Origin of the sequence: Mycobacterium sp. 134 (assembly GCF_048282715.1) — a bacterium.
Lineage (GTDB): Bacteria > Actinomycetota > Actinomycetes > Mycobacteriales > Mycobacteriaceae > Mycobacterium > Mycobacterium septicum.
The window spans coordinates 171,533-196,035 of sequence record NZ_JBLVUN010000008.1; the positions used below are offsets into that span (position 1 = coordinate 171,533).

Genomic DNA, 24,503 nt, shown 5'->3' on the forward strand with positions numbered 1-24,503 from the left:
CCTCTATGCCGGGTAGTACAACTCGTCGGGATCTGCGGACGGACATCCGCGGGAGTGTCCGGGATGCCCTGCCGCTGCTGCCCTTCGTGGCGGTGGTGACGGTGTTCCTGATCGTGCCCACGGTGACGGTGATCGTCATGGCGTTCTTCGCCGACGGATCCTTCTCGCTGGACCGGATCGCCGCACTGTTCTCCGGAACCGCCTTGGCGGCACTGGCCAAGAGCATTGTGCTGTCGGCCAGTACAGCCTTGATCGGAGCGGTGCTGGGTGCGGTGCTGGCCTGGTTGATCGTCAGCAGCCCGCCGGCGTCGATGCTTCGGCGCGCGGTGCTGGCCCTGTGCAGTGTGCTGGCCCAGTTCGGCGGCGTGGCACTGGCATTCGCGTTCCTGGCCACCATCGGGCTCAACGGCGTGCTGACCTTGTGGGTCAAGGAGAACCTCGGCTGGGACCTGGCCGGCTCCGGCTGGCTGTACGGACTGCCCGGGCTGATCCTGGTCTACACCTACTTTCAGATCCCGCTGATGGTGATCGTGTTCCTGCCCGCCCTCGAGGGATTGCGCCAACAGTGGCACGAGGTCGCGGTGAGCCTCGGCGCGTCGCAGTGGCAATACCTGCGGGAGGTCGCCGTGCCGTTGCTGAGCCCGGCCTTCCTCGGTTCGGCACTGTTGTTGTTCGCCAATGCCTTTGCCGCCTATGCCACCGCGGCCGCGCTGGTCAGCCAGGGCAGTCCGATCGTGCCGCTGTTGATCCGCGCCGCACTCACCAGTGAGGTCGTGCTGGGTCAGTCCGGCTTCGCCTACGCACTGGCGTGCGAGATGATCGTGGTGGTGGCCGCGGTGATGATCGCCTACAACGCGCTGGTGCGCCGGACGGCGAGGTGGCTCAAATGAACCGGGTGTACCGGCCGGTTCTCTGGGTGCTCTTCGGCCTGTTCTTCCTGTTTCCCTTGTACGCCATGGCAGATTTCTCCACCCGCGACCTCATCGCCGGTGGGCGCACCGCCGCGGCGTGGCGCAACCTGGTGGCCGACGACGCGCTCTATCAGGCCATCCTGATCTCGCTGCTGCTCGCGGTGTTCACCGTCATCGCGATGCTGGTGCTGCTGGTGCCGACGATGATCTGGGTACGCCTGCGGGCCCGCTGGGCCGGACGGTTCGTGGAGTTTCTCTGCCTGCTGCCGTTGACCATCCCGGCCCTGGTGATCGTGGTGGGCCTGCGCAACGTGTATCTCTGGGTCACTTACCTTCTCGGCGAATCGGCGCTCACCCTGACGTTCGTGTACGTGGTGCTGGTGCTGCCGTTCGCCTACCGGTCGATCGACTCGGCGCTGGCCGCCATCGACCTGCAGACGTTGTCGGAGGCCGCCCGGTCTCTGGGCGCCGGCTGGTGGTCGACGATCGGTCGGGTGATCGTGCCCAACATCTGGTCCGGGATCCTGTCCGCGGCCTTCATCTCGATCGCGGTGGTGCTCGGCGAGTACACCGTCGCCTCCCTGATCGGATTCGAGACGCTGCCGGTTCAGATCGTCGCGATCGGTAAGAGCGACGGCCCGACTTCGGTGGCGGCCTCGCTGGCCACCCTGCTGCTCGGGTTCGCATTGTTGTTGGTGCTGGCGGCCCTCACCCGGGGCCGCCGCAGAAGGTCAGGAGTCCAGGCGTGAGTGGCAGTGTCGGTGTGCGGGTTGAACTTCGTGACCTCACCCGCACCTATGGCAACGTCAACGCGCTCGACGGGCTGAGCCTGTCCATCGAGCCGGGGGAGTTGGTGGCACTGCTCGGGCCATCGGGCTGCGGCAAGACCACGGCGCTGCGAATCCTGGCCGGGCTGGAGGAGGCCAGCTCCGGCGCCGTGCTGGTGGACGGGCGCGACATCAGCTCGGTGCCGGCCAACAGACGAGACATGGGCATGGTGTTCCAGGCCTACAGCCTGTTCCCGCACCTGACCGTCTTGGACAACGTCGCCTTCGGTTTGAAGATGCGCGGAAAATCCAAGCGGGACAGGCTGTCCCGGGCCGCAGACATGCTTGACCTGGTCGGCCTGGCGGCGCACAAGGGCAAGTTCGCCGGCGAGTTGTCCGGCGGTGAGCAGCAGCGCGTGGCACTGGCCCGGGCCCTGGCGATCGAGCCGAGGGTGCTGCTGCTCGACGAGCCGCTGTCGGCGCTGGACGCGAAGGTGCGCTCCCAGTTGCGCGACGAGATCCGCCGGGTACAGCTGGAGGTCGGCACCACCACCTTGTTCGTCACGCACGACCAGGAGGAGGCCATGGCCGTTGCGGACCGCGTCGGTGTGATGAGCCACGGCAAACTCGAGCAACTCGCAGCACCGGCCGTGCTCTATGCCCGTCCGTCGACCCGCTTCGTCGCCGAGTTCATCGGGTTGCACAACAAGGTGCGCGCGCGGGTTTCGGGCGACCGCGCCCGGCTGCTGGGGACGGTGGTGCCGACCCTGCCCGGGTCGGTGACGTCAGGAACGGGGACGGCGATGGTGCGTCCGGAATCGTTCCGGGTGCGCGCCGATCCGGACGGCCACGCGGTGGTGGAATCGGTGGCGTTCCTCGGCCCGATATCCCACGTCTATCTGTCGCTGCCGGACGGCTCGGTGATCCACGCGCAGCTGCCGAGTTCACGGGCGCGGGCCTTCAGGCCGGGGCTGGTGGTCAGCCTCGCGCTGGAGCGTTCGCCGGTGCTGGTGGTCTAGCTCAGCCGCCGGCCCTAGACATCCTTGACCGGTTCGATGCCCAGATCCCGGTAGGTGACCAGCGCCGCGAACGGCACGCCGCGCTTGGCGAACCGTCCCGTCGCGACGTCTCCGCGGTCGACCATCGGGATGACGCCGGTGACGACGGCCCCGACGGCGGTCACACGTTCGTAGGCGATCTCGGTGGAGCCGCCGGTGCTGATCACGTCGTCGACCAGCAGCACGCGGGTGCCGGGCTCGAGGCGGGTGCCTTCGATCCACTGCTCGCGGCCGCGCGACTTCTGTTCCTTGCGCACCGAGAACCAGGCCTTGCCGGTCACCATCGCGACACCGTGGGCCAGCGGGTCGGCGCCCATGGTCAGCCCGCCGACGGCGTCGAACTCGATGCCGCTGGCGGCCGCCAGATCGGCGACCGCACGGCTGACGATGGCCATCCGTTCGCCGGTGTCGATGGCGAACTTGCCGTCGATGTAGTCGTGGCTCAGCTGCCCGCTGGCCAGCCGGAACGGTTCCTCGCGGTGTTCGTAACCGCGGGTGCGGATCAGGTCGAAGGCGGCTTGCCAGGTCTCCGGGCGCTCAGGCATACCCGCGATCGTATTGCACGGGGCGACGGGGTCTCAGCCCTGCCTGGCGCGCTGGGCCAACTCGACTGTGGCCGCCCGCAACTCGCCGTACGAGCTGATGGGCGCGGCGTAGCCGACGCGGGTGTAGGCCATCCCGCGCTCGGTGGTGACCCGTAGATCCAGGCCGTAGCGGTCGGCGCCGGTGCACACCGCAGCGCCCGCGTCGGGATAGCCGCCGAGGGTGCGGGCCATGTCGGCCAGCGAATCGGCGTGGTCGGCGTTGAGATGGTCGATCGCGCCCGCGGCGTGGGGTGAGACCGGATCGGGTTCGGCTCGGGAGTAGGCCTCGCCGGTGGTGGAGTCCATCCGGCCGTATCCGCCGACCCAGCGCACCCGGTGCACGCGCAGCACCCAGAGCGAGAAGTCGCTGAAGTCGATGTAGTAGCGGGCGGCGGCCACCGCATCCAGGTGGGCCTGGCGGGCCGCGGCGAGTTCGTCGCCGGTAGGTCGTTCGGCGACCCCGGCCAGCGTGATCCGGCTGCCGGCCAACGGATCCGACCCGGCGCCGGGCGCCACGATCGAGATGCTGGCGCGAGGGTCACCGGCGAGATTGCGGCCGTGCTCGGCCATGTTCGACACGCACAGCACCGGTGCGCCTGCCAGCAGTCCGTAGGTGATGAAGGACGCCCACGGGTCGCCGTCGGCGGTGAGGGAGGCCAGGGTGCCCTCGTTGGTCGACGCGGCGACCGTGCGCGCTTCCTCGGCCGCAGACGGACGAGCCCCCTCGACCACCTCCGTCAACGGGGGAGGAACCGAGGGGGCATCACCTGGGTCGCCATGATCTCTCGTCACGCGGCGACCCTACCGTTCGTGTGTTGGCCGGCTAGCCGCCGAGGGCAGCGATCAGATCCTTGATCTGAGCGGTTTCTGCCTCGGTCGCGGGCTCTTCGGCCTCGACGGCCTCGATGAGGTCCTTGCGCAGGCCGACGCCGTTGGCGGCTTCCTGGGTGGACAGCTTCGCGCGGCCACGTGCGACATAGAGACGCTGACCGAGGGTGGCGGCGGGGCCTTCGGCCGCCGTCGTCATCAGCTCGTCGTAGCGGTGCCGCACACCGCTGAGCGCGACGATGACGGACGGGGTGACGCGGCTGCGTCCCGCCGCCTCCGACAGCGACGTCTGCAGCTTGCGCAGACCGCTGAGGACAACCGCAGCGCGGTCGGCGTACTCAGGGTCGCCGATCGGCGGTAGCGCGTCGATCGCTGCGATGTACATGTGCATCGCCGCATCAGACAGTCCAACGATTACTGGTGCTTCACCGTCATTTGGTGCGGACTCACCCACAGGCCATCCCTCGTCGAATGTTCGTGATCGCCGGCCCATAGCCGACGAGGAGATCAAATGCGGGAAAAACGTAACCCGTCGCCGTCTCTTATTCAACCGTTAGTTTTTCCGCAAACACGGCCGTGCCGGCGAAAAACGTTGCTGCAGGATCATTTCGGGATGCCACGGTCCGTCCGCGGTTCCGTGCGGGTGTCGAGTGCGGACGAAGTGGGTACGTTGGAAGGCTGATGGACAACGTTCAGGACGATCAGCCACTGGTCGAGCATCCGACCGCTGAGGACTTCAGCCATGCCAGAACGCTGCCGACCGACCGGGACTGGTTCAAGCGGGCGGTGTTCTACGAGGTTCTGGTCCGCGCGTTCTACGACTCCAACGCCGACGGTGTCGGCGACCTGCAGGGCCTGACCCAACAGCTCGACTACCTCAAATGGCTGGGTGTGGACTGCCTCTGGCTGCCGCCCTTCTACGATTCGCCACTGCGCGACGGTGGCTACGACATCCGCGACTTCTACAAGGTGCTGCCGGAGTTCGGCACCGTGGAGGACTTCGTCACCCTGCTCGACGGCGCGCACCGCAGGGGCATCCGCGTGATCACCGATCTGGTGATGAACCACACCTCCGATTCCCACGCGTGGTTCCAGGAGTCGCGACACAACCCCGACGGCCCGTACGGCGACTTCTACGTCTGGAGCGACAGCAGCGACCGCTACGCCGACGCGCGCATCATCTTCGTCGACACCGAGGAGTCCAACTGGACGTTCGACCCGGTGCGCCGGCAGTTCTACTGGCACCGGTTCTTCTCGCACCAGCCCGATCTGAACTACGAGAACCCGGCCGTGCAGGAAGCGATGATCGACGTCCTGCGGTTCTGGCTGGATCTGGGCATCGACGGGTTCCGGTTGGACGCGGTGCCCTATCTGTTCGAGCGCGAGGGCACCAATTGCGAGAACCTGCCCGAGACCCACGCGTTCCTCAAGCGCTGCCGCAAGGTGGTCGACGACGAGTTCCCCGGCCGGGTGCTGCTCGCCGAGGCCAATCAGTGGCCGGCCGACGTCGTGGAGTACTTCGGCGATCCGGACACCGGCGGCGACGAGTGCCACATGGCCTTCCACTTCCCGCTGATGCCGCGGATCTTCATGGCGGTGCGACGGGAGTCGCGGTTCCCGATCTCGGAGATCCTGGCGCAGACGCCGGCGATCCCGGACATGGCGCACTGGGCGATCTTCCTGCGCAACCACGACGAGCTGACCCTGGAGATGGTCACCGACGACGAGCGTGACTACATGTACGCCGAGTACGCCAAGGACCCACGGATGAAGGCCAACGTCGGCATCCGGCGCCGGCTGGCCCCGCTGCTGGAGAACGACCGCAACCAGATCGAACTGTTCACCGCGCTGCTGCTGTCCCTGCCCGGGTCCCCGATGTTGTACTACGGCGACGAGATCGGGATGGGCGACATCATCTGGCTCGGCGATCGCGACAGCGTGCGCACCCCGATGCAATGGACGCCGGACCGCAACACCGGATTCTCCACGGCCAACCCGGGGCGGCTGTACCTGCCGCCGAACCAGGACGCGGTCTACGGGTACCAGTCGGTCAATGTCGAGGCCCAGCGGGACAGTTCGACGTCACTGCTGAACTGGACCCGAAGCATGCTGGCCATGCGGGGCCGCCACGACGCATTCGCGATCGGGGAGTTCCGCGAGCTCGGCGGTTCGAATCCGTCGGTGCTGGCGTATGTGCGTCAGATCGAGGGCGACGGGGATGCGGTGTTGTGCGTCAACAACCTGTCCAGGTTCCCGCAGCCCATCGAACTTAATCTGCAGGAGTGGAACGGGTATACGCCCATCGAGTTGTCCGGCTACGTGGAGTTCCCCAGCATCGGCCAGCTGCCGTACCTGCTGACCCTGCCGGGGCACGGGTTCTACTGGTTCCAGCTCCGCGAGCCCGAGCAAGACCCTGGAGTGCAGCAATGAGCATCGAATTCGGTGACTGGCTAGGCCAGCAACGGTGGTATGCCGGCCGCGGCCGCGAGTTGGTCTCCGCCGCACCGGGTTTGGTGGTCGAGCTCGGGCCGGACCTCGAACTCACATTGCTGAAGGTGTCCTATGCCGACGGCGGCACCGAGCGCTACCAGGTGCTGGTGAAGTGGGATGCCGAGCCGATCGACGAGTACAGCTCGGTGGCCACGATCGGTGGTTCCGACGGGCGGACCGCCTATGACGCCCTCTACGACCAGGACGCGGCGCGGTATCTGCTGCAACTGATCGACCGGTCTGCCACGGTGGCCGGGCTGAGGTGCGGCAAGGAGCCCGGGGCCGTCCTGCCCCTGGACGCCCCGCCCCGGGTGTCCGCGGCCGAGCAGAGCAACACCAGCGTGGTGTTCGGGCAGGACGCCGTGCTCAAGGTGTTCCGCCGGATCACCCCGGGCGTGAATCCCGACATCGAACTCAACCGCGTGCTGGCCAGGGCCGGCAACCCGCACGTGGCGACACTGCTCGGATCGATGGATATCGACTGGGACGGTGAGCCTTTCGCATTGGGGATGGTGACGGAGTTCGCCGCCAACTCCGCCGAAGGCTGGGATATGGCCACCGCCAGCACCCGGGATCTGTTCGCCGAGGGGGACCTCTACGCGGACGAGGTGGGTGGCGACTTCGCCGCCGAGTCCTACCGCCTGGGCGAGGCGGTCGCCTCGGTGCACGCCTGTCTGGCCGAGCAACTCGGCACCGCGTCGGTGCCGTTCCCGGCGGACCTCATGTCCGCCCGCCTGGCCACCGCCGCGGAAGCGGTACCCGAACTGCACCAACATGTTTCATTGATCGAGGACCGCTACCGCAAACTGGCCGACGAGCAGGTTCGCGTGCAGCGGATCCACGGCGATCTGCATCTGGGCCAGGTGCTGCGGACCCCGGAGCGGTGGCTGCTGATCGACTTCGAAGGGGAACCCGGCCAGCCACTGGAGCTGCGCCGAAGCCCGGATTCCCCGCTGCGTGACGTCGCGGGCATGGTGAGGTCGTTCGAGTACGCGGCGTACGCACGGCTGGTGGAACTGGCAGGAGACGACGAGCGGGCCCGGCAGGTTGCTGCCAGGGCGCGGGAATGGGCCGACCGCAACAGCGCGGCGTTCTGCGACGGCTATGCCGCGGTGGCCGGCGTCGATCCCCGCGAGTATGCCGCCCTGCTGGCGGCCTATGAACTGGACAAGGCCGTGTACGAGGCGGCCTACGAGGCCCGGTACCGGCCCAGTTGGTTGCCCATCCCGCTGGGGTCGGTGGCGCGACTGATCGGCTGAGGCTCACCTTCCCAGCGCGAACAGTCCCCCGCAAGCGGGAGGGGCCCCATCGAACGCACCCTTTCTTGAGCGTTTTCGGGTACCTGCGCGTCTGCTCGCCCAAGTGGCCGCTATCTTCATTAGTATGCCTAATCAGCCCACGCGCCGATCGGCGTCCGGTGGGCTGCTGATCGCGGTGCTCGCGGCGGCGGGTATCAGCGTCTCGCTCATGCAGACCCTGATGATCCCGCTCATCCCGCAACTGCCCGCGCTGCTCGACACCAGCCCGGCCAACGCGTCGTGGGCGATCACCGCGACCCTGCTGACCGGTGCCGTCGCGACGCCCGTGCTGGGCCGGCTCGGAGACATGTACGGCCCCAAACGGATCCTGGTGCTGTGCGCCGCAATGCTGTTCGCCGGATCGGTCATCGCAGCCACCACCACGTCGCTCATCCCGTTGGTCATCGGACGCGGCCTGCAGGGATTCGGCGCTCCGGTGATCCCGCTGGGCATCAGCGTGCTGCGCTCCGCCCTGCCCGCCGAGCGGGTGGCCTCGGCGATGGGTCTGATGAGCGCGTCGCTGGGCGTCGGCGGTGCGATGGGTCTGCCGCTGTCGGCGGTGATCGCCGAACACTTCAACTGGCATGCGCTGTTCTGGTGTTCGGCCTTCCTCGGCCTGGCCTCCGGGGTCCTGTTCGTCCTGTTGGTGCCCGACCTGGAACCGGTGTCGTCGGATCACCGCTTCGATCCGATCGGCGCGCTGGCGCTGGGGGCCGGTCTGGTGATGCTGTTGCTGCCGATCTCCAAGGGCGGGATGTGGGGCTGGGGCAGTGTCACGACGCTTGGCCTGTTCGGGGCGGCAGCGGTGACCTTCGGCGTGTTCACCTGGTGGCAGTACCGCGCGCCCTCGCCGATCGTGGACATGCGGACCACGCTGAAACGTCCGGTGCTGCTGACGAATCTGTCGTCCATCGCGGTGGGCTTCGGCATGTTCGCGCTGTCGCTCGTGGGGCCTCAGCTGCTGGAGATGCCCCGAGAAACGGGTTTCGGGTTGGGGCAGAGCATGATCGCCACCGGCCTTTGGATGGCGCCCGGCGGGCTGGCGATGATGGCGGCCGCACCCGTGGCCGCCCGGGTCGTGGCCGCAAGGGGACCGAAGATCGTGCTGGTGATCGGCAGCGTCATCATCGCCGCGGGCTACCTGGCCGGCATCGTCCTGCTCGGCACGCCGATCGGGGTGATGGTGCTCGGCCTGATCGTCAGCTTCGGCGTCGGGTTCGCCTTCGCGGCACTGCCCGCCCTGATCAATGCCGCGGTGCCGGTGTCGGAAACCGCGTCGGCCAACAGCATCAACTCACTGGCCCGCTCGCTGGGTACCTCGACGTCGAGTGCGGTGATGACCGCTGTGCTGGCCCAGATGACCGTCACGATCGCCGGGCACGCGTTGCCGTCGTTGGGCGGCTTCCGCGCCGCCCTGTTGATCGCCGCTGTCGCGGCGGCCGGTGCCGCCCTCATCGCCATGGCGATTCCGAAAGCGCCCCGGCCGGCTGACACAGAACCGGACGGGGCGCTTTCAGAAGCTGCCGAGCGTTTGGTGTCAGAGGGTGGCGATCTCGTAGCTGTCGAGCTGGCCCACCAGCGTCCGTAGCTGATCGGACGACGAGCCCAGGGTGTGCTCGATCGCGGTCAGCCGGGCGGCGTAGTGACCGACGGGGTACTCCGCGGTGACACCGATGCCGCCGTGCAGCTGGATCGATTCCTGCGAGATGTGCCGGCCCGACCGTCCGATCTGCAGCTTGGCGCGTGCCGCGATCACCGGGTCGAGCTCACCATCGGCGATGGACATCGCGGCGTAGGTGCCCATGCTGCGCGCCAGCTCCAGCGACATGTACATGTCGGCGGCGCGCTGGGTCAGCGTCTGGAACTTGCTCAGCGTGACCCCGAACTGCTTGCGCTGCTTGAGGTAGTCGGTGGTCAGGCGCAGCGACTCGTCCATCACGCCGACGGCCTCGGCGCACAGCCCGGCCGAGATCCGCACCAGTGCGTTGGTGATCGCGACACCGGCATCGGCGGCCTCGCCGAGCGGCTCTGCGGGTGTGGCATCCAGGGTGACCTGGGCGCCTCGCTGGCCGTCGAAGGTGCGGTAACCCTGACGCGTGACATCGGCGGCGTCGACCAGGAACAGTCCGGTGCCGCCGTCGGGCAGGGCCGCACTGACGATCAGTGTGTCGGCGACGTCGCCGGCCAGCACCGGATTCTTGGTGCCGCTCAGGGTCCACCCGTCGCCGCTGCGCGCCGCGGTGGTCGTCACGCCGGCCGTTCCGCGCACACCGGGCTCGGCGTGGGCGAAGGCCAGAATCCGCTCGCCCGAAGCGACTTCGTCGAGCAGTGCGCGCTGGGAGTCGGTGCCGGCCTCGGCGATGATCGCACCGGGGCCGATCGCGCCGTGCAGCACCGGCTCGGGTGCCAGCCGGCGCCCGAGCTCGTTGAGCACCACCATGATCTCGATCTGGCCACCGGAGTCCTCATCGAAACCCAGGCCCAGAACGCCGACCTCGGCGAGTTGTCCCCAGATCTGGCGGTCGAACCCGGGCTCGGACTCCACCACCTTGTTCCGCTTTTCGGTGTCGTAACCCGACAGCAGGTCACGGGTGGTGTCGGCCAGCAGGGTCTGTTCGTCGGTCAGCTGAAAGTCCATGGCTCAACTCACAATCCGAGAATGGTGGACGAGATGATGGTGCGCTGCACCTCGTTGCTACCGCCGTAGATCGAGGTCTTGCGGTAGTTGAGGTAGTGCGGGGCCGCGTGCTGGGCCCATTCGGGTGAGGCGATATCGCCCGCCTCGTAGGGCAGCGCGTCGGCGCCGGCGACCTCGACCAGCAGCTCGGTGGCGGTCTGCTGCAGCTGGCTGCCGCGCAGCTTCAGCACCGACGAGGCCGGGCTCGGCTTGCCGTCGGCAGAATCGGAGGTCACCCGCATCTGGGTGAGTTCCAGTGCCAGCACGTCGTTTTCGGCTTCGGCCAGTCGTGCGGCGAACAGCGGGTCGGCCAGCAGGCCGTTGGCCGCGGCGCGTTCCTTGACCTCGGCGAGACGCACCTTGGTCCGGGCCACCTGGGCGATGCCGGTGCGCTCGTTGCCGAGCAGGAACTTCGCGTAGGTCCAGCCCTGGTTCTCCTCGCCGACGAGCTGGTCGGCGGGCACCCGGACGTCCTCGAAGAACACCTCGTTGACCTCGTAGCTGCCGTCGATCAGCTTGATCGGGCGCAACGTGACACCGGGGGTGTCCATCTCGAACAGCAGGAACGAGATGCCGGCCTGCTTCTTGGGGGCCTGCGGATCGGTTCGGACCAGGCAGAAGATCCAGTCCGCGTGCTGCCCCAGCGTGGTCCAGGTCTTCTGGCCGTTGACCACGTAGCTGTCGCCGTCGCGGACCGCGGTGGTGCGCAGCGAAGCCAGGTCGGAGCCGGCCTCGGGCTCGGAGAAGCCCTGGCACCACCAGATGTCGAGCGCCGCGGTCGGCGGCAGGAAGCGCTCCTTGACCGCCTGCGAACCGAACTCGGCGATCACCGGTCCGACCATCCGGGCGTTGAAGGTCAGCGGCTCGGGGACGCTGGCCAGCTGCATCTCGTCGAGCCAGATCTGGTGCTGGTTGGGGGTCCAGTCCTTGCCGCCCCACTCGACGGGCCAGTTGGGCACCGCAAGTCCGTGTTCATGGAGGATTTTGTGCGCCGTGACGATGCCCTCTTTGCCGATGGGCAACCCGAGCCGATTTCGTTCGCGAATCTCGGCGGGAATCTTCGTCGTGTAGAAGGTGCGCAGCTCATCGCGGAAAGCTGCTTCCTCCGGTGTGAGCGCCAGTTGCATGACCGTCTCCCTGTCGGTGGATCTGTCTGCACACTAAACCACCCGGTTGGTCGGGCGTATCGGGGCTGCTCCTAGCGAACCAGCCGGCGCAACAACAACGAGGCGACGGCCACGCCCAGCACTGCCGACGCGACCAGCACACCGATGTCCAGCACCCAATTGGTCGGGGTGCCGATCAGCAGCCCTCGCAGCGCGTTGACCTCATAACTGAGCGGGTTGACGGTGGAAAGCCAGCGCAGCCACGTCGGCATGATGTCGACGGGGTACAGCGCGTTGGACGCGAAGAACAACGGCATGGTGATGGCCTGGCCGATTCCCATCAGCCGGTCCCGCTTGCGCACCAGCCCGGCCAGCGTCATCGACAGGCAGGCGAAGAACGCCGCGCCCAGCGCCACCACGGCCATCGCCGCCAGGATGCGCAGCGGATTGACCGTCATCGCGATCCCCATCAGGTATGCCAGGAGCACGACGCCGAGGACCTGCACCACCGAGCGCACCCCGGCCGCGAACGCCTTGCCCGCGACCAGTGCCGAGGCCGGCGCGGGGGTGACCATCAGCTTGGCCAGGATGCCGGCGTCGCGGTCCCAGATGATCTGGATGCCGTAGAAGATCGAGATGAACAGGGCCGACTGAGCGATGATGCCGGGAGCCAGAAAGGCCAGGTAGGGCACGCCGCCGGTGTTGACGAGGTGCAGCCGGCTGAAGGTCTGGCCGAAGATCAGCAGCCACAGCGCAGGCTGCACCATGCGGGTGAACAGCTCGGTGCGGTCGTGGCGCAGCTTCTGCAGTTCGACGAGGGCGAAGGCCGACATCCGCCGGGCCATCGCGCGGACCCGGGCGATTCCGCGCGGGGCCATGACCAGAACATCAGCTGACACGGCGGGCCGTCCTCCGGGTCGCGCGCACCTCGCGCATGGCGCCGGGCTGCTGCCCGTCGTCGGTCAGGTCGGAACCGGCGTAATGGCGGAAGACATCCTCCAGGGTGGCGTCCTGGGTGTCGGTGGCCTTGAGAACCCGCTGCTTCAGTTCAGCGGGTGTACCCAGCGCCTGCAACCGCCCGTGGTGCATCAGGGCCACCCGGTCGCACAGCGCGTCGGCCTCGCCCATGTAGTGCGTGGTGAGCAGCACCGTCATCCCGAACTCGTCCTGCATCCGGCCGACCTGGGTCCAGACACTGTCGCGGGCGATGGGGTCCAGCCCGACCGTGGGCTCGTCGAGGATCAGCAGCAGCGGGCGGTTGACCAGTGCCTGGGCCAGCTCGAGGCGGCGGACCATACCGCCGGAGTAGGTGCCGGCCACGGCATCGGCGACGTCGAGCAGTTGCATCGACTCCAGCGCCTGGTCCACCCGCGCTCTGCGTTCGGCGCGGGGCACGTCGTACAGGCGCGCGAACAACTCGACGTTCTGCCGGCCGGTCAGCGCCGCCTCGATCGAGAGTTGTTGCGGCACATAGCCGATGTTGTGCCGGATGTCCATGGTGTGCCGATCGGTGTCGAGGCCGAAGATCCGCACCTCGCCCTGCTGCGCCGGCGTCAGGGTGGTCAGCACCCGCACGGCGGTGGTCTTGCCTGCCCCGTTCGGGCCGAGCAGGCCCAGGGTCTCACCGCGATGGACCTGGAGCGTCAGATCGTCGACGGCGGTGAAGCTGCCGTAGCGGTGGGTCAGGTGGCTGCAATCGATGGCCGGGGTGGTCACTCTTCCCCCTTTTCGCCCTCGTGCAGTAGCCGAGTGAGTTCGGTCATCACGTCCAATCCGTTTGCCAGGTCCGTGATCTGGCTGTCGTCGAGCTGGGTCAGCGCGGCCGCCAGCGCCGCCCGGCGGGCGGCCCGCGACTCGTCGGCGATCGCCTGTGCGGGCGGGGTGAGCCGCAGGCGGACCACCCGGCGATCCGCGTCGTCGGTGGTTCTGGTCAGCAGTCCGTCGGCGACCAGCCGTGACACCAGCGTGGACGCGGTGTTGGGTACCAGGCTGAGCTCGGCGGCCGATTCCCGCACCGAGATGTCGGGCCTGCGCCCGACCAGGCGCAACAGTTCGCCCTGGGACTGGGTCAATCCGGTGGCGTCGAAACCGCCTCCCGTGGACCGGCGCAGTTGTCTGCGGAACCGGCCGACGACCGAGAACAGCTCACTGACGAGATCGCGCTTTTCCTGCACGTTTTCCACAATACCTCTGTAGCAGAGGTATTGCGGATGAGAGAACTCTAGGGGCGCGATGAGAAACCGATTTGAATGAGGTTGGAAGTCTTGCGGCAAAGCCGCTCAGAGGCCGCAGCCGTGGCCGCAGGGTAGTTGCCGCCGCTCTTCGGCTCGTACCCCCCAGCCCGCCCGGCCGGTGACATCGAACAAGCGCTCAATGTCTACTTAGGCGGCCACGGCTGCTACATGCTCAAGGTACCAGACTTCCTGGTTAGGACAGGGACATCCGACTGATGAGCAACTTTCTGAATTGACGTTCAATCTGATTCCGACTGCAGTACGAGGACGGCCCGGGCATCCACTTTCACCGTGTTGCCGGCGGCGACCGCATCGCGTGTGGAGTTTGCCGAAGTGCTGATCGCCGGAACCCAGCGGGCGGCGAATTGTGCCGGTGGTAAAACGAACTCGATCGGTTCGTAGTGCGCGTTGAAGCACAGCAGGAACGAGTCGTCCACCACGCGTTGTCCCCGGACATCGGGATCGGCGATGCCCTGTCCGTTCAGGTACACGGCCACCGACTTGGCATACCCGGTCTCCCAGTCCTCGGCCGTCATATCGGAGCCGTCTGGCGCGAACCAGGCGATGTCGGGCAATCCCTCGGTGCCCGCCTCGCGCACCGGCCGGCCGTCGAAGAACCGGCGGCGCCGGAACACCGGGTGTGCCGCACGCAGCGCCGACACCGAGCGGGTGAACTCGATCAGATCGGAATCCGCAGTGGCCCAGTCGATCCAGGAGATGTCGTTGTCCTGGCAGTAGACGTTGTTGTTCCCGCGCTGGGTGCGCCCCAGCTCGTCACCGTGCGAGAGCATCGGAACGCCCTGCGAAAGAAGCAGAGTGGCAAGGAAGTTACGCTGCTGGCGGGCGCGCAGCGTGGTGACCGCCGGATCGTCCGACGGACCTTCGGCGCCGCAGTTCCACGACTTGTTGTTGCTCTCCCCGTCGCGGTTGTCCTCGCCATTGGCCTGATTGTGTTTCTCGTTGTAGGACACCAGGTCACGCAGGGTGAAGCCGTCATGTGCGGTGACGAAGTTGATGGAGGCGAACGGGCGGCGGCCCGTCTGTTCATACAGATCGGCCGAACCGGTCAGCCGGTAGGCGAACTCGTCGAGCGTGGCAGGCTCGCCGCGCCAGTAGTCGCGCACGGTGTCGCGGAACTTGCCGTTCCACTCGGTCCACTGCGGCGGGAAGTTGCCCACCTGGTAGCCGCCGGGGCCGACGTCCCACGGCTCGGCGATCAACTTCACCTGGCTGACGATCGGATCCTGTTGCACCAGTTCGAAGAACGCGCTCAGCCGGTCCACGTCGTAGAACTCGCGGGCCAGCGTGGCGGCCAGGTCGAAGCGGAACCCGTCGACGTGCATCTCGGTGACCCAGTACCGCAACGAGTCCATGATCAGCTGCAGTGAATGGGGATGGCCGACGTTGAGACTGTTCCCGGTGCCGGTGTAGTCCATGTAGTACTGCTTGTCGTCGTCGACCAGCCGGTAGTAGGCCGCGTTGTCGATACCGCGCATCGACAGGGTCGGTCCCAGGTGGTTGCCCTCTGCTGTGTGGTTGTAGACGACGTCGAGGATCACCTCGATGTCGTTGGCGTGCAGTTCGCGCACCATGGCCTTGAATTCCTGGACGTGACCGCCGGGGGTGCCTGCCGAACTGTAGCGGGGGTCGGGCGCGAGGAACCCGATCGTGTTGTAGCCCCAGTAGTTCGACAGGCCCTTCTCGACGAGCGTGGAGTCGTCGACGAAATGGTGCACCGGCATCAGTTCGATGGCGTTGACCCGCAACGCCTTCAGATGCTCGATGATCACCGGGTGGGCGACGGCGGCGTAGGTTCCGCGCATCTGTTCGGGAATGTCCGGGTGGGTCTGGGTGAGTCCCTTGACGTGAGCCTCGTAGACGACGGTGTCGGCGTACTCGTGACTTGGCGGGTGGTCGACGCCCCAGTCGAAATACGGGTTGATCACTACCGCTTTCGGCATGCCGGCCGCCGAATCGTCGTCGTTGCGGCTGCCCGGGTCGTCGAAGTTGTACGAGAACAACGGCTGGCCCCATTCGAAGGCGCCCTCAATGGCCTTGGCGTACGGGTCCAGCACGAGCTTGTTCGGATTGCAGCGCTGACCGGACGCCGGGTCGTACGGGCCGTGCACCCGGTAGCCGTAGCGCTGGCCGGGTTCGATCCCCGGAACGAAGCCGTGCCAGACGAATCCATCCACCTCGGGCAGCGTCACCCGGGTCTCACGCAGGGTCCCGGATTCGTCGGGATCGAACAGGCACAGCTCGACCCGGTCGGCGACCTCACTGAACAACGCGAAGTTGGTGCCTGAGCCGTCGTAGGTGGCGCCGAGTGGGTATGGACTGCCCCGCCACGTTTCCAAGGTCACAAATCGACCATACGGCGCTCGGGCGACTGCGGCCGGTCGAACGGGCGGCGGTACGTTACGCGTGTGACCACACGCTCTGAGCTGCCGGAGTACAAGACCCTGCGGGTCACAGTCGACGCGTCCGTGGCGATCATCACATTGGACCGCCCGCAGCAGCGCAACGCCTTCGGTGGCGGCATGCGCGAAGAACTGGCCGACGCCTACCTGCGTTGCGACGGCGACGACGCCATCCGGGTGATCGTGCTGACCGGCGCCCCACCCGCGTTCTGCGCAGGCGCGGACCTCGGTGCGGGGGAGCAGACCTTCACCGAGCCCGGTCAGGAATTCAGTGCCGCGGGCCTGGCCGTCCCGGCGTGGACGCTCGGCAAACCGGTGATCGCCGCGGTCAACGGACACGCCATCGGCATCGGCCTGACTCTCGCATTGCAGTGCGACATCCGGTTTTTCGCCGCGGATGCGCGTTACGGCGTGGTGCAGGCCCGTCGCGGCATGGTCGGCGACGCGTACTCGCACTGGATCCTGCCCCGGCTGGTTGGTCTGGCCAATGCCGCGGAGATCCTGTTGACCGGAGCCACTTTCGACGGATACCGCGCCGTCGAACTCGGCATCGGCAGCCGGGTACTGCCGGCCGATCAGGTGCTACCCGCCGCATTGGAACTCGCGCGCGACATCGCGGTCAACACCGCGCCGATGTCGGTCGCGGCCAGCAAGCGGCTGCTGTGGGATTCGTATGACCTCGACCGTGCCGGCGTCGGTGCCAGGGAGACCGAGATCCACCTGCGGTTGATGGAGCACGACGACGCGCGCGAGGGGGTGCGTGCCTATGTCGAGCGGCGTGACCCGCGCTGGTCGGGGCGGCCCGTCGACCCGACTAGGTGATTTCCACTCCGGCGCCGCGAAGTTCATCGATTGCCGCCCTGGAGGTCTCGGGGGCGACACCGGCGGTCAGGCCGGTCAGCACCCGGGTGCGTAGCCCAGCCCTGATCGCGTCGGCAGCGGTGGCTGCCACGCAGTAGTCGGTGGCGATGCCCACCACGTCCACCGCCTCGACGCCCCGCCGGGCCAGCCAGTCCGCCAGCGTCGTCCCCGAGCCGTCAACACCCTCGAATCCGCTGTAGGCCGCCGAATGGTGGCCCTTCTCGAACACCGCCTCGACCGCGGCCGGATCGAACTCTGGATGAAAAGCGGCACCCGGAGTATCGGCCACGCAGTGCCGCGGCCATGAGGTCTTGTAGTCGGGAGTGTCGGAGAAATGCTCACCCGGATCGATGTGGAAATCCTTGGTGGCCACGACATGGTCGTAGCCGTGGTCGGTGGCCAGGAGTGCGGTGATGTCCCGCGCCACCTCGGCGCCGCCGGCGACCGCCAGCGAGCCGCCTTCGCAGAAATCGTTCTGCACATCGACGACGATGAGTGCCCGAGCCTGCTTGGACCTCCGCATGATCCCGACGCTACCCGCCGAACAGCAGGTACAGCCCGGTAAAGGTGTAGCCGACCATCACCAGCATCGTCGCGAGCTGGCCGGTGAGCTGGTGTTGCTTCGGCAGCAGGCGCAGTGCCCGGTCGTGTGCCGCGATCACGCCTGCGACGTGACCGGCCAGCACGAACCCGACCTTCAGACTGGCCAAAAGCGTTGGGTGAACGGACAAGAAGTAACTGACCTGCACATCGTGGAGCCCGAACAGCAGGATCACCGTCTGCTGGCCCCGCTCCACCAGATAGGACAGGTAGTGGGCGAACACGTAGCCGATGACGATGGGGATCAGGGAATGCGCCATCAGCCCCGGCAATTCGCGGCGCCGCCGGCGATCGACCCCGCCGGTGGTGCGGGTGGCGGCCCAGAATGTGACCGCCACCGTGGCGGCGAACACCAGTAGACCCGCGGTGCGGATCAGGCTGGAGCCCAGCGGGGATCCGGCGTGCGCGTCGACGAAGTTGCGCCACTGGGGCATGGCCGAGAAGCTGTCGAACGCCGTGGACCCCAACAGGACTGCCAGCACAGCGACGAGCCCCGGTCGCACGGGCATCGAGGGCAGGTGATCGAAAGGGTTGCCGAGCACGATCCGACCGTCGTGGCGGCGCAACGGCGAGACCCGCGAGGCAACCGTGCTGTACACCTCGAACGGGTCGGCGCTCTCCAGCCAGCGCTGCCCGCAGCACAGTGCGCCGGCCAGTGTCACCGCAAGGTAGACCAAAAGCCAGTTGCGAATGGCCGCAACCGATCCCGGGTCCGGGCTGGCCAGCTCCAGCCACACGAAGGCGAACAGCCCCGCCGCAGCCGGCCAGTAGCCGAGACGTTCCGGGTAGCGCCGGCGGTCAGGACCGGGCAGGAACCGGTACAGCGCGCGGACGGGAGAGATCAGCCGCCAGACCGGGCCGAACAACACCGAGGCCGCGACCAGGCCCACCCACAGCAGGACATAGAAGACACCCGGCAGCGGATTGGCGCCCGCCGGCCGGGTGAGTGCGGTGTACGCCACCCACCCGGTGAGGGCGAGGGAGAGCAGGCCCACCACCCAGCGCGTCACGGCGGAGTCCACGGTCGTCGTGACCCAGGACGGCAGTGGCAGGCCGGCTTCTCCGGATCGAACCTCGGCCGTCGCCAGGCCAGTGCCACCACCGCGAAGGTGAACGTCAACGTCCATGCCGCGCCGATCAGCGCGTAGGTATAGGGAATCGGGAGATCGGTCGAACCGCCCAGACCATGGGCCAGGACCGCGGTCGACCGGGGCGTCACTGCTGCACTTGCACGCTGGCGATCGTGCGGTTCAGCTGATGCAGCTCGATGTCGACGGTTCCGGGTACGTCGACGGTGAACTGGAACTGCTGGCCGTTACGCGGCTCGATCTTGAAGCTGTGCTCGGGATTGGAGTGCACGTGCAGCTCGTCGGCGGCGTCGCTGTTCACCCGAACCACGATCGGCTCGCCGACCTTGCCCTTCAGCGGCTGGTTGGTCGGGGTGACCTCGCCACCCTTGATGGTGACGTCGATCAGCAGTCTGGTCGGCACCTGTTGCTGGTTGGTCATGTCCGACGGATTGACCGTGGTGGCCGAAGGAGTGGCGGAACCGGCTGAGCCGTCGGTCTTCTGAGTGTCGCCGGAGCCGCCACAACCGGCCGTCACCAGGGCGAGAGCGGACGCCAGGACGATGACACTGCTTTTGAGGTTGATCACGGTGAACCATCTTCGCCTGAGGAGTCCGGAGTTTCTTCTTGAGCATCAACTTGGGCTTCGTCGTCGTCGCCGCGGCGCCTGTCCCGCATGGCGACGTACACCACGACGCCCACCACCACGAGGGCCGGAGCGAAGGCAGGCAATGCCAGCAGCAGCGTGTGGTCGGCCTGGTATCGGATCATGTGAGCCCGGCGGGTTCACGCCCCGCGGCCAGCTCCCTGGCATTGATCCGGCCGGCACCCCAGGTCAGCCCTGCGATCAGGATCAGCGTGCACACCAGGACCACCAGCGAAGCCACGTTGTACAGCCAGGACGGGTGATCGAGGTTGCGTTCGCGCTGCAGGATCGTGATCTCCTGCACGAACTCCCGGGTGCTCGACGACAGCGCAGGCGTCTCGGCGGCACCGATACCGGGATCGGCGGGCAGGAAGATCGGCACACCGGCCATGGTGGTTCCGTCCTGCACGCGCAGCAAGGTCTTCCAACTGCCCGAAACGGGGATGGGCTGCGTCGAGCGGTAGTGCCCCGGGCCCACCTTCTCCAACCGGTCGATGACCAAGCCGCGATGGTTGGCCAGGCCACCCTGCCACGCCAGGATCGACACCCACTCCGGGTCGTCGCCGACCAGGCCGGCCGGGGTGATCTGGACGTCGGCCGAGGCCATGCGGTGCCCGTTGTCAGCCGGGAGGTCCGTCAAAGTGATGGTGGCGCTGGCATTTTGCGGAACCTCGGTGCGCAGCCCGTTGGCCACCGCACCGCCGATCACCAGCACGGTGGCCACCACGATGGAGATCCCGACCGCGGGCCGGGGGAGCGGCTGACCGGTGAGCACCAGCGCCAGCAGCGCACCGCACAGACCCATCGCGATGGCAACCGGGATGGCCATGGCCAGCGCCTCACCCCACATGCTGGTCGGCCACGGATAGTGATAGACCGCACCGATCCACAACGATTCCAGCCACAGCCCGACGGTCGCCACGCCGAGACCGGCCACCGCGCCGAAAAGGATGGGCCGCTTGACAAGCGGGGTCAGCGCGATGAGTTCGACCACCAGTGCCGGGCCGAGGTAGAGCGCGAACCAACTCGTCGGCGCACCGAGGACCGGGCCGACGATGAAGGCCACGGCCCCGCGCAGGGCTATCGCGAACCCTGCGGCGATCAGGGCCGCGCCCGGGCCCAGCACCAGTCGCGCAGCGACCGCGGCCAGCGCCGCGGCAGCCGCGATCATCATCGGCTGCAGTACCAGGCGGAACTGCTCGACGCCGAAGTCGTATTCGATCTGGAATACCGAGAGTCCGATGAACAGGCCGCCGAAGGACAGGAAATAGAGGAACTTGTTGAACTTGCTGTCCTCACCCACGCTTTCCGGGCCCATCGCGACCCTGCCCTCGTGCTCCAGCAACAGCACGGCGATCAGCGACAACCCCGCACCGCCGATCAGCATCAAATGCGTTGGCCCCCAGAGGGTGACGTCCTGGCCGAAGATGCGGTGCCAGATGTCGTCGAGCGGGAATCCGATGAGGGCATAGAGCCCGCACAGCGCCATCAGGACGCCGCCGACCGGCGCGTACCAGGTGCGGGTGATCCTGATGGCGGCCGGGGCTTGTCGTAGGGCAGCACGATGGCCATCGAACCGGCGATGAACAGCAGGAACAGCCCGATCAGGATGAAGTAGTGCGCGGGGTTGGCCAGCGGTCCGGCGTCACGTCCCTTGCCGATGTGCAGGCTGACGTCCCAGATGAAACCGAACAGCGCGCAGATGATGGTCGCGGTGAACAGGAACACCTGCAACGCGACCCACGGTGGCCGGTGGAACTTGCGGCCCAGCCATTCGGCGAAGTTGTTCAGCCAGGTGATGCGCCGGTTGCGGTGCAGGTAGCCGATCCACAGGAGTGCGACCGTGACGATCAGGGCGACCACCGACATGCCGATCACCTGATCGAGTGCGGCACCACCGCCTTCGGTGCCGGCGGCTGCGGTGAGCGTGACATCCGATGTGCCCATCATGACCTCCGGTCGACCGATTGTGGTGTCGGTGACTGATGTTGCCAGAACCAGCCCGGCCGAAACAGGCGTTCCTGTCAGCTCCACGGCGTGACGGGACGCTCCTTGCGTTCGCCGTCGACGAAGACGTCGACCCGTTCGTCGAAGAAGCAGATGTGGTCGCGTACCTGCACCGCATCGATCAAGGGCTCGTGATAGGACCAGGCCAGATCGGCGGGTCCACCGGGCAGTGAATAGTAGGTGGCCCGTCCTTTGTACGCGCAGTACGTGACGGTGTCGCTCACGTCGAGAACGGCGGTCACGTCTTCGCGGGGGAGATAGTGGCGGGTGGGTAGTCCGGTCTCGAATAGCAGCATGGCACTGCAGGATTCGGCCAGCACCTTCCCGTCGAGCTCGATGCGGATGCGTCGTCGGCTGCGCCGGATGTCGATCCGGTGGAACGGGTCGTGCGGGTGCGCGACGATCGGCTCGTCCTCCTCGCGCCATTCGAAGGTCGCGAAGTCCAGGATCACGTAGTCGGCCAGCTCCGGATCGTCCGGCCGAAACGCCGCCGCGGCGCCGGTTTCGTCACCGGCGATGACGTCGAACGCCGTCCCCGGACACGTGTGCGCGGTGAACGGCACCGACGGGTCCAGGAACCCGGGGATCTCGTCGTCGCCCACATCCCCGCCTGCCGGGACGAGCTGTGCCGCAAATGCCGAACGCGGCACGGCGTACGTCGGCACCACCCGCCGCGGCTCCCAGATCAGGACCGCCTCACCGGTATCGGCGACCGGCTCGCCGCCCAGGCAGACGCGAATTCGTTTGGCAGTGGGCTGGTATCGCAGAGCGCCCAGGTTGCGGCCCAGCAGATCATCCATTTTCACTGCCATCTGGTCATTATCGACTCCGATGGCGGTGGCTGTCTGCTACTTGACGTCGACGTACACCGTGCGGGTGGTGACGGCGCTCAGCGTGTCGGTGCGGCTGAAGTTCGGCCCGGGTCGTACGGCGACGACCGAAGCCTGATCCAGCGGTGAGGATCCCAGGCGGTTGACGATCACGGTGTAGCCCTGGGACTGAAGTTGTCTGATCGTCTGCTGGGCATTGCTGGGGCCATTCGGTGCGGCCGTGGCGAGGCCGGCCGACCCGATGACGGCGGCGGCAAGTCCACCGACGGCGGCGGCGAGGATTCGCGACTTTCCGGTTGTGTTTCGCATGGGGTGTCTTTCTTGTCTTGGTTCGCCGGCAGTTTCGGTACGCTGCGGTATATCGGTTGAAACCGGCAGCTCAGAAGCTTTAGTTCCGATGGCAGAAATTGATCGACGCGATGACCGGATCTGTGTGAAGCCAGCGAGATTGGCGGCCCTACGGCTACGGCAGCGTGACGGGATCACCTGTGGTCCGACGGTCGCGGTGGTGGCCGGTGCCATGCTGGATCACACCTACAGCGCGGAGTTGCTGAACTCTGACGGTGAGGCCTGGTTCGCTGCCGAGCAGGGCCGAATTCACGCCGCCGTCAACCGAATCTGGCCACGGCAACTGGGGACCACGCCCGCGGGGATGGCCCGCGCGCTGACCGGCCACAGCGCGAAACGCGGAGTGACATACCGATGGCGGCGCTTCCGCGGTGCCCGCGATGCGTTGTCGGATGTGCGGAGTGCCGTCGACGAGGGCTGGCCGGTGGCCATGCTGATCGGCGAGCGGGGAATTCCGCGGCACTGGGTGTTGATCGTCGGCGCGGGCCAGGATGCCCTGGAGTGCTACGAACCGTCCTCGGGAAAGGTGCTGCCGATCGATCCCGCCGCAGTGCGGGGCGCGCGGCTCACCGGGCTGGGTTTTCCCCGGCCGTTCGCCTTTGTCCTACCGTCGAGGGATGGCCCGTAGATACGCGACCGCCGACACCGTGGGTATCGAGGAACTCCTGGACTTCGTGCGCCCTAGATGTAACTCCCAGACAGGTTGTGAACGGCGTGGTGAGCGGAAGTAGGTGAGGACCTCCGGTATCGGTGTGGTTACCAAATACGCACATCCGATTACCGAGAGGTCCTCATGGTCCACGCTAATGCTTCGTTGACTCCTCGTGGGCGGTTGCGGCTTGCGCAGGCGGTTGTTGATCAGGGCTGGAGTTTGCGGCGCGCGGCTGAGCGGTTCCAATGTTCGGTGGCCACAGCCAAGAAATGGGCCGACCGTTATCGCGACGGTGGCGAAGCAGCGATGGTAGACCGGCCCAGCCGGCCGCATCGCAGTCCGTTGCGGTTGCCGAAACGACGTGAGCGGCGCATCGTCAACCTGCGCTTCACCCGGCGCTGGGGCCCACATCGCATCGCCGCTTACCTGCACCTGCCACGCTCGACCGTTGAGGCGGTGCTGCGCCGCTACCGGATGCCATTGCTGCGGCACCTGGACCAAAACACCGGGTTACCGGTACGCCGGCCCAAACCCCGCCGCTATGAGCACCCGGCTCCCGGCGACTTGGTCCATGTCGACGTCAAGAAACTGGGCCGCATCCCCGACGGGGGCGGCCATCGCAAGCTGGGTCGCCAAGCCGGCCGGCGCAACCGCTGCGGCATGGGATACACGTTCTTGCACCACGCCGTTGATGACCACTCCCGGCTGGCCTACTCCGAGGACCTCACCGACGAACGCAAAGAAACCGCCGCGGGATTCTGGAAACGCGCCAACGCGTTCTTCGCCGACCACGGCATCACCGTCAAACGAGTGTTGACCGACAATGGATCCTGTTACCGGTCAAAGAATTTCGCTGAAGCGCTCGGCCCCGACATCACCCACAAGAGGACCCGGCCCTACCGGCCACAGACCAACGGCAAAGTCGAGCGATTCAACCGCACCCTGACCACCGAATGGGCCTATGCGCAGACCTACCGCTCTGAGGCCGAACGCGCCGGAACCTACCAGCACTGGCTGCATCACTACAATCACCACCGACCCCACACCGGCATCGGCGGAATGACACCAATCGAGCGCCTACGCGTTCACAACCTACCCGTGAAGAACACCTAGACACCA

Annotated in this window: 23 protein-coding genes and 2 pseudogenes; 9 read left to right on the forward strand and 16 right to left on the reverse strand. The window is 67.1% G+C overall.

The features are described from left to right. Positions 1 to 5 precede the first annotated feature (5 nt). Genes ACNQVK_RS05685 through ACNQVK_RS05695 form a run of 3 tightly spaced genes read left to right on the forward strand, consistent with a single transcriptional unit; the run spans position 6 to position 2,697 of the window. Entirely contained in the window at positions 6 to 890 is an 885-nt protein-coding gene (locus ACNQVK_RS05685) for an ABC transporter permease (RefSeq protein WP_418028751.1), read from the forward strand. Next, positions 887 to 1,660, forward strand: a complete 774-nt coding sequence (locus tag ACNQVK_RS05690; RefSeq protein ID WP_418028752.1) for an ABC transporter permease — start codon at positions 887 to 889, stop codon at positions 1,658 to 1,660. The genes ACNQVK_RS05685 and ACNQVK_RS05690 overlap by 4 nt, the downstream gene beginning before the upstream one ends. Continuing rightward, a complete protein-coding gene (locus tag ACNQVK_RS05695; RefSeq protein WP_044514012.1) occupies positions 1,657 to 2,697 on the forward strand; it encodes an ABC transporter ATP-binding protein in 1,041 nt (346 codons plus the stop codon). Before ACNQVK_RS05690 ends, ACNQVK_RS05695 begins: the two co-directional genes overlap by 4 nt. 14 nt (positions 2,698 to 2,711) lie before the next feature. Here the strand turns inward: ACNQVK_RS05695 and pyrE are convergent, their stop codons facing one another. Genes pyrE through ACNQVK_RS05710 form a run of 3 tightly spaced genes read right to left on the reverse strand, consistent with a single transcriptional unit; the run spans position 2,712 to position 4,533 of the window. Continuing rightward, positions 2,712 to 3,281: an orotate phosphoribosyltransferase gene (pyrE, locus tag ACNQVK_RS05700; protein WP_055118848.1), complete on the reverse strand. Its 570-nt coding sequence runs from the start codon at positions 3,279 to 3,281 to the stop codon at positions 2,712 to 2,714. 33 nt (positions 3,282 to 3,314) lie between these two features. Then, a complete protein-coding gene (locus tag ACNQVK_RS05705) occupies positions 3,315 to 4,112 on the reverse strand; it encodes a HugZ family protein (RefSeq protein ID WP_418028753.1) in 798 nt (265 codons plus the stop codon). Between the two features lie 31 nt (positions 4,113 to 4,143). After that, a complete protein-coding gene (locus ACNQVK_RS05710; protein ID WP_418033981.1) occupies positions 4,144 to 4,533 on the reverse strand; it encodes a hypothetical protein in 390 nt (129 codons plus the stop codon). A 296-nt stretch (positions 4,534 to 4,829) separates the two neighbouring features. On the opposite strand from ACNQVK_RS05710, the gene treS reads away from it, so the two are divergent. The 3 genes from treS to ACNQVK_RS05725 all read left to right on the forward strand — a co-directional run bounded on the left by treS (position 4,830) and on the right by ACNQVK_RS05725 (position 9,524). Continuing rightward, positions 4,830 to 6,578, forward strand: coding sequence for a maltose alpha-D-glucosyltransferase (treS, locus tag ACNQVK_RS05715; RefSeq protein WP_273734140.1), 1,749 nt, complete (start codon positions 4,830 to 4,832; stop codon positions 6,576 to 6,578). Continuing rightward, positions 6,575 to 7,897: a maltokinase N-terminal cap-like domain-containing protein gene (locus tag ACNQVK_RS05720; RefSeq protein WP_418028754.1), complete on the forward strand. Its 1,323-nt coding sequence runs from the start codon at positions 6,575 to 6,577 to the stop codon at positions 7,895 to 7,897. The genes treS and ACNQVK_RS05720 overlap by 4 nt, the downstream gene beginning before the upstream one ends. 124 nt (positions 7,898 to 8,021) lie before the next feature. Then, positions 8,022 to 9,524: an MFS transporter gene (locus ACNQVK_RS05725; protein WP_418028755.1), complete on the forward strand. Its 1,503-nt coding sequence runs from the start codon at positions 8,022 to 8,024 to the stop codon at positions 9,522 to 9,524. Here the strand turns inward: ACNQVK_RS05725 and ACNQVK_RS05730 are convergent. The 6 genes from ACNQVK_RS05730 to glgX all read right to left on the reverse strand — a co-directional run bounded on the left by ACNQVK_RS05730 (position 9,474) and on the right by glgX (position 16,310). Continuing rightward, positions 9,474 to 10,574: an acyl-CoA dehydrogenase family protein gene (locus ACNQVK_RS05730; protein WP_418028756.1), complete on the reverse strand. Its 1,101-nt coding sequence runs from the start codon at positions 10,572 to 10,574 to the stop codon at positions 9,474 to 9,476. The two genes, ACNQVK_RS05725 and ACNQVK_RS05730, sit on opposite strands and share 51 nt — an antisense overlap. 8 nt (positions 10,575 to 10,582) lie before the next feature. After that, the gene (locus ACNQVK_RS05735) at positions 10,583 to 11,740 is read right to left on the reverse strand and encodes an acyl-CoA dehydrogenase family protein (protein ID WP_044514000.1); all 1,158 of its coding nucleotides are present in this window, start codon (positions 11,738 to 11,740) and stop codon (positions 10,583 to 10,585) included. Positions 11,741 to 11,811: 71 nt separating this feature from the next. Next, the gene (locus ACNQVK_RS05740) at positions 11,812 to 12,597 is read right to left on the reverse strand and encodes an ABC transporter permease (protein WP_418033983.1); all 786 of its coding nucleotides are present in this window, start codon (positions 12,595 to 12,597) and stop codon (positions 11,812 to 11,814) included. 10 nt (positions 12,598 to 12,607) lie between these two features. Further along, positions 12,608 to 13,435, reverse strand: coding sequence for an ATP-binding cassette domain-containing protein (locus tag ACNQVK_RS05745; RefSeq protein WP_418028757.1), 828 nt, complete (start codon positions 13,433 to 13,435; stop codon positions 12,608 to 12,610). Beyond that, the gene (locus ACNQVK_RS05750; protein WP_418028758.1) at positions 13,432 to 13,902 is read right to left on the reverse strand and encodes a MarR family winged helix-turn-helix transcriptional regulator; all 471 of its coding nucleotides are present in this window, start codon (positions 13,900 to 13,902) and stop codon (positions 13,432 to 13,434) included. Before ACNQVK_RS05750 ends, ACNQVK_RS05745 begins: the two co-directional genes overlap by 4 nt. 290 nt (positions 13,903 to 14,192) lie before the next feature. After that, positions 14,193 to 16,310 (reverse strand): glycogen debranching protein GlgX, encoded by a 2,118-nt coding sequence (gene glgX / locus ACNQVK_RS05755; protein ID WP_418033985.1) that lies wholly within the window; start codon positions 16,308 to 16,310, stop codon positions 14,193 to 14,195. A 69-nt stretch (positions 16,311 to 16,379) separates the two neighbouring features. On the opposite strand from glgX, the gene ACNQVK_RS05760 reads away from it, so the two are divergent. Next, positions 16,380 to 17,195, forward strand: coding sequence for an enoyl-CoA hydratase/isomerase family protein (locus ACNQVK_RS05760; protein ID WP_418028759.1), 816 nt, complete (start codon positions 16,380 to 16,382; stop codon positions 17,193 to 17,195). On the opposite strand, the gene ACNQVK_RS05765 is transcribed toward ACNQVK_RS05760, so the two are convergent. From ACNQVK_RS05765 to ACNQVK_RS05795, 7 genes and pseudogenes are all read right to left on the reverse strand, one after another. Next, positions 17,188 to 17,757 (reverse strand): isochorismatase family protein, encoded by a 570-nt coding sequence (locus ACNQVK_RS05765; RefSeq protein WP_418028760.1) that lies wholly within the window; start codon positions 17,755 to 17,757, stop codon positions 17,188 to 17,190. The genes ACNQVK_RS05760 and ACNQVK_RS05765 overlap by 8 nt on opposite strands. Before the next feature lie 10 nt (positions 17,758 to 17,767). Further along, positions 17,768 to 19,053 (reverse strand): annotated as a pseudogene (locus ACNQVK_RS05770) (hypothetical protein). Next, positions 19,050 to 19,490, reverse strand: a complete 441-nt coding sequence (locus ACNQVK_RS05775; protein WP_418028761.1) for a hypothetical protein — start codon at positions 19,488 to 19,490, stop codon at positions 19,050 to 19,052. Before ACNQVK_RS05775 ends, ACNQVK_RS05770 begins: the two are co-directional and overlap by 4 nt. Further along, complete coding sequence (locus ACNQVK_RS05780; protein WP_418028762.1) at positions 19,487 to 19,672, reverse strand: hypothetical protein; 186 nt, start codon at positions 19,670 to 19,672, stop codon at positions 19,487 to 19,489. The genes ACNQVK_RS05775 and ACNQVK_RS05780 overlap by 4 nt, the downstream gene beginning before the upstream one ends. Then, positions 19,669 to 21,494: pseudogene (locus ACNQVK_RS05785) on the reverse strand (hypothetical protein). The gene ACNQVK_RS05780 and the pseudogene ACNQVK_RS05785 overlap by 4 nt, the downstream one beginning before the upstream one ends. Positions 21,495 to 21,571: 77 nt before the next feature. After that, a complete protein-coding gene (locus ACNQVK_RS05790; protein WP_418028763.1) occupies positions 21,572 to 22,366 on the reverse strand; it encodes a DUF427 domain-containing protein in 795 nt (264 codons plus the stop codon). A gap of 36 nt (positions 22,367 to 22,402) precedes the next feature. Further along, entirely contained in the window at positions 22,403 to 22,693 is a 291-nt protein-coding gene (locus tag ACNQVK_RS05795) for a hypothetical protein (RefSeq protein WP_418028764.1), read from the reverse strand. 124 nt (positions 22,694 to 22,817) lie between these two features. Here ACNQVK_RS05795 and ACNQVK_RS05800 point away from each other — a divergent pair, with 124 nt between their 5' ends. Beyond that, positions 22,818 to 23,360 (forward strand): hypothetical protein, encoded by a 543-nt coding sequence (locus ACNQVK_RS05800; RefSeq protein WP_418033987.1) that lies wholly within the window; start codon positions 22,818 to 22,820, stop codon positions 23,358 to 23,360. A 165-nt stretch (positions 23,361 to 23,525) separates the two neighbouring features. Continuing rightward, the gene (locus ACNQVK_RS05805; RefSeq protein WP_043988055.1) at positions 23,526 to 24,497 is read left to right on the forward strand and encodes an IS481 family transposase; all 972 of its coding nucleotides are present in this window, start codon (positions 23,526 to 23,528) and stop codon (positions 24,495 to 24,497) included. The last annotated feature ends 6 nt before the right edge of the window (positions 24,498 to 24,503 follow it).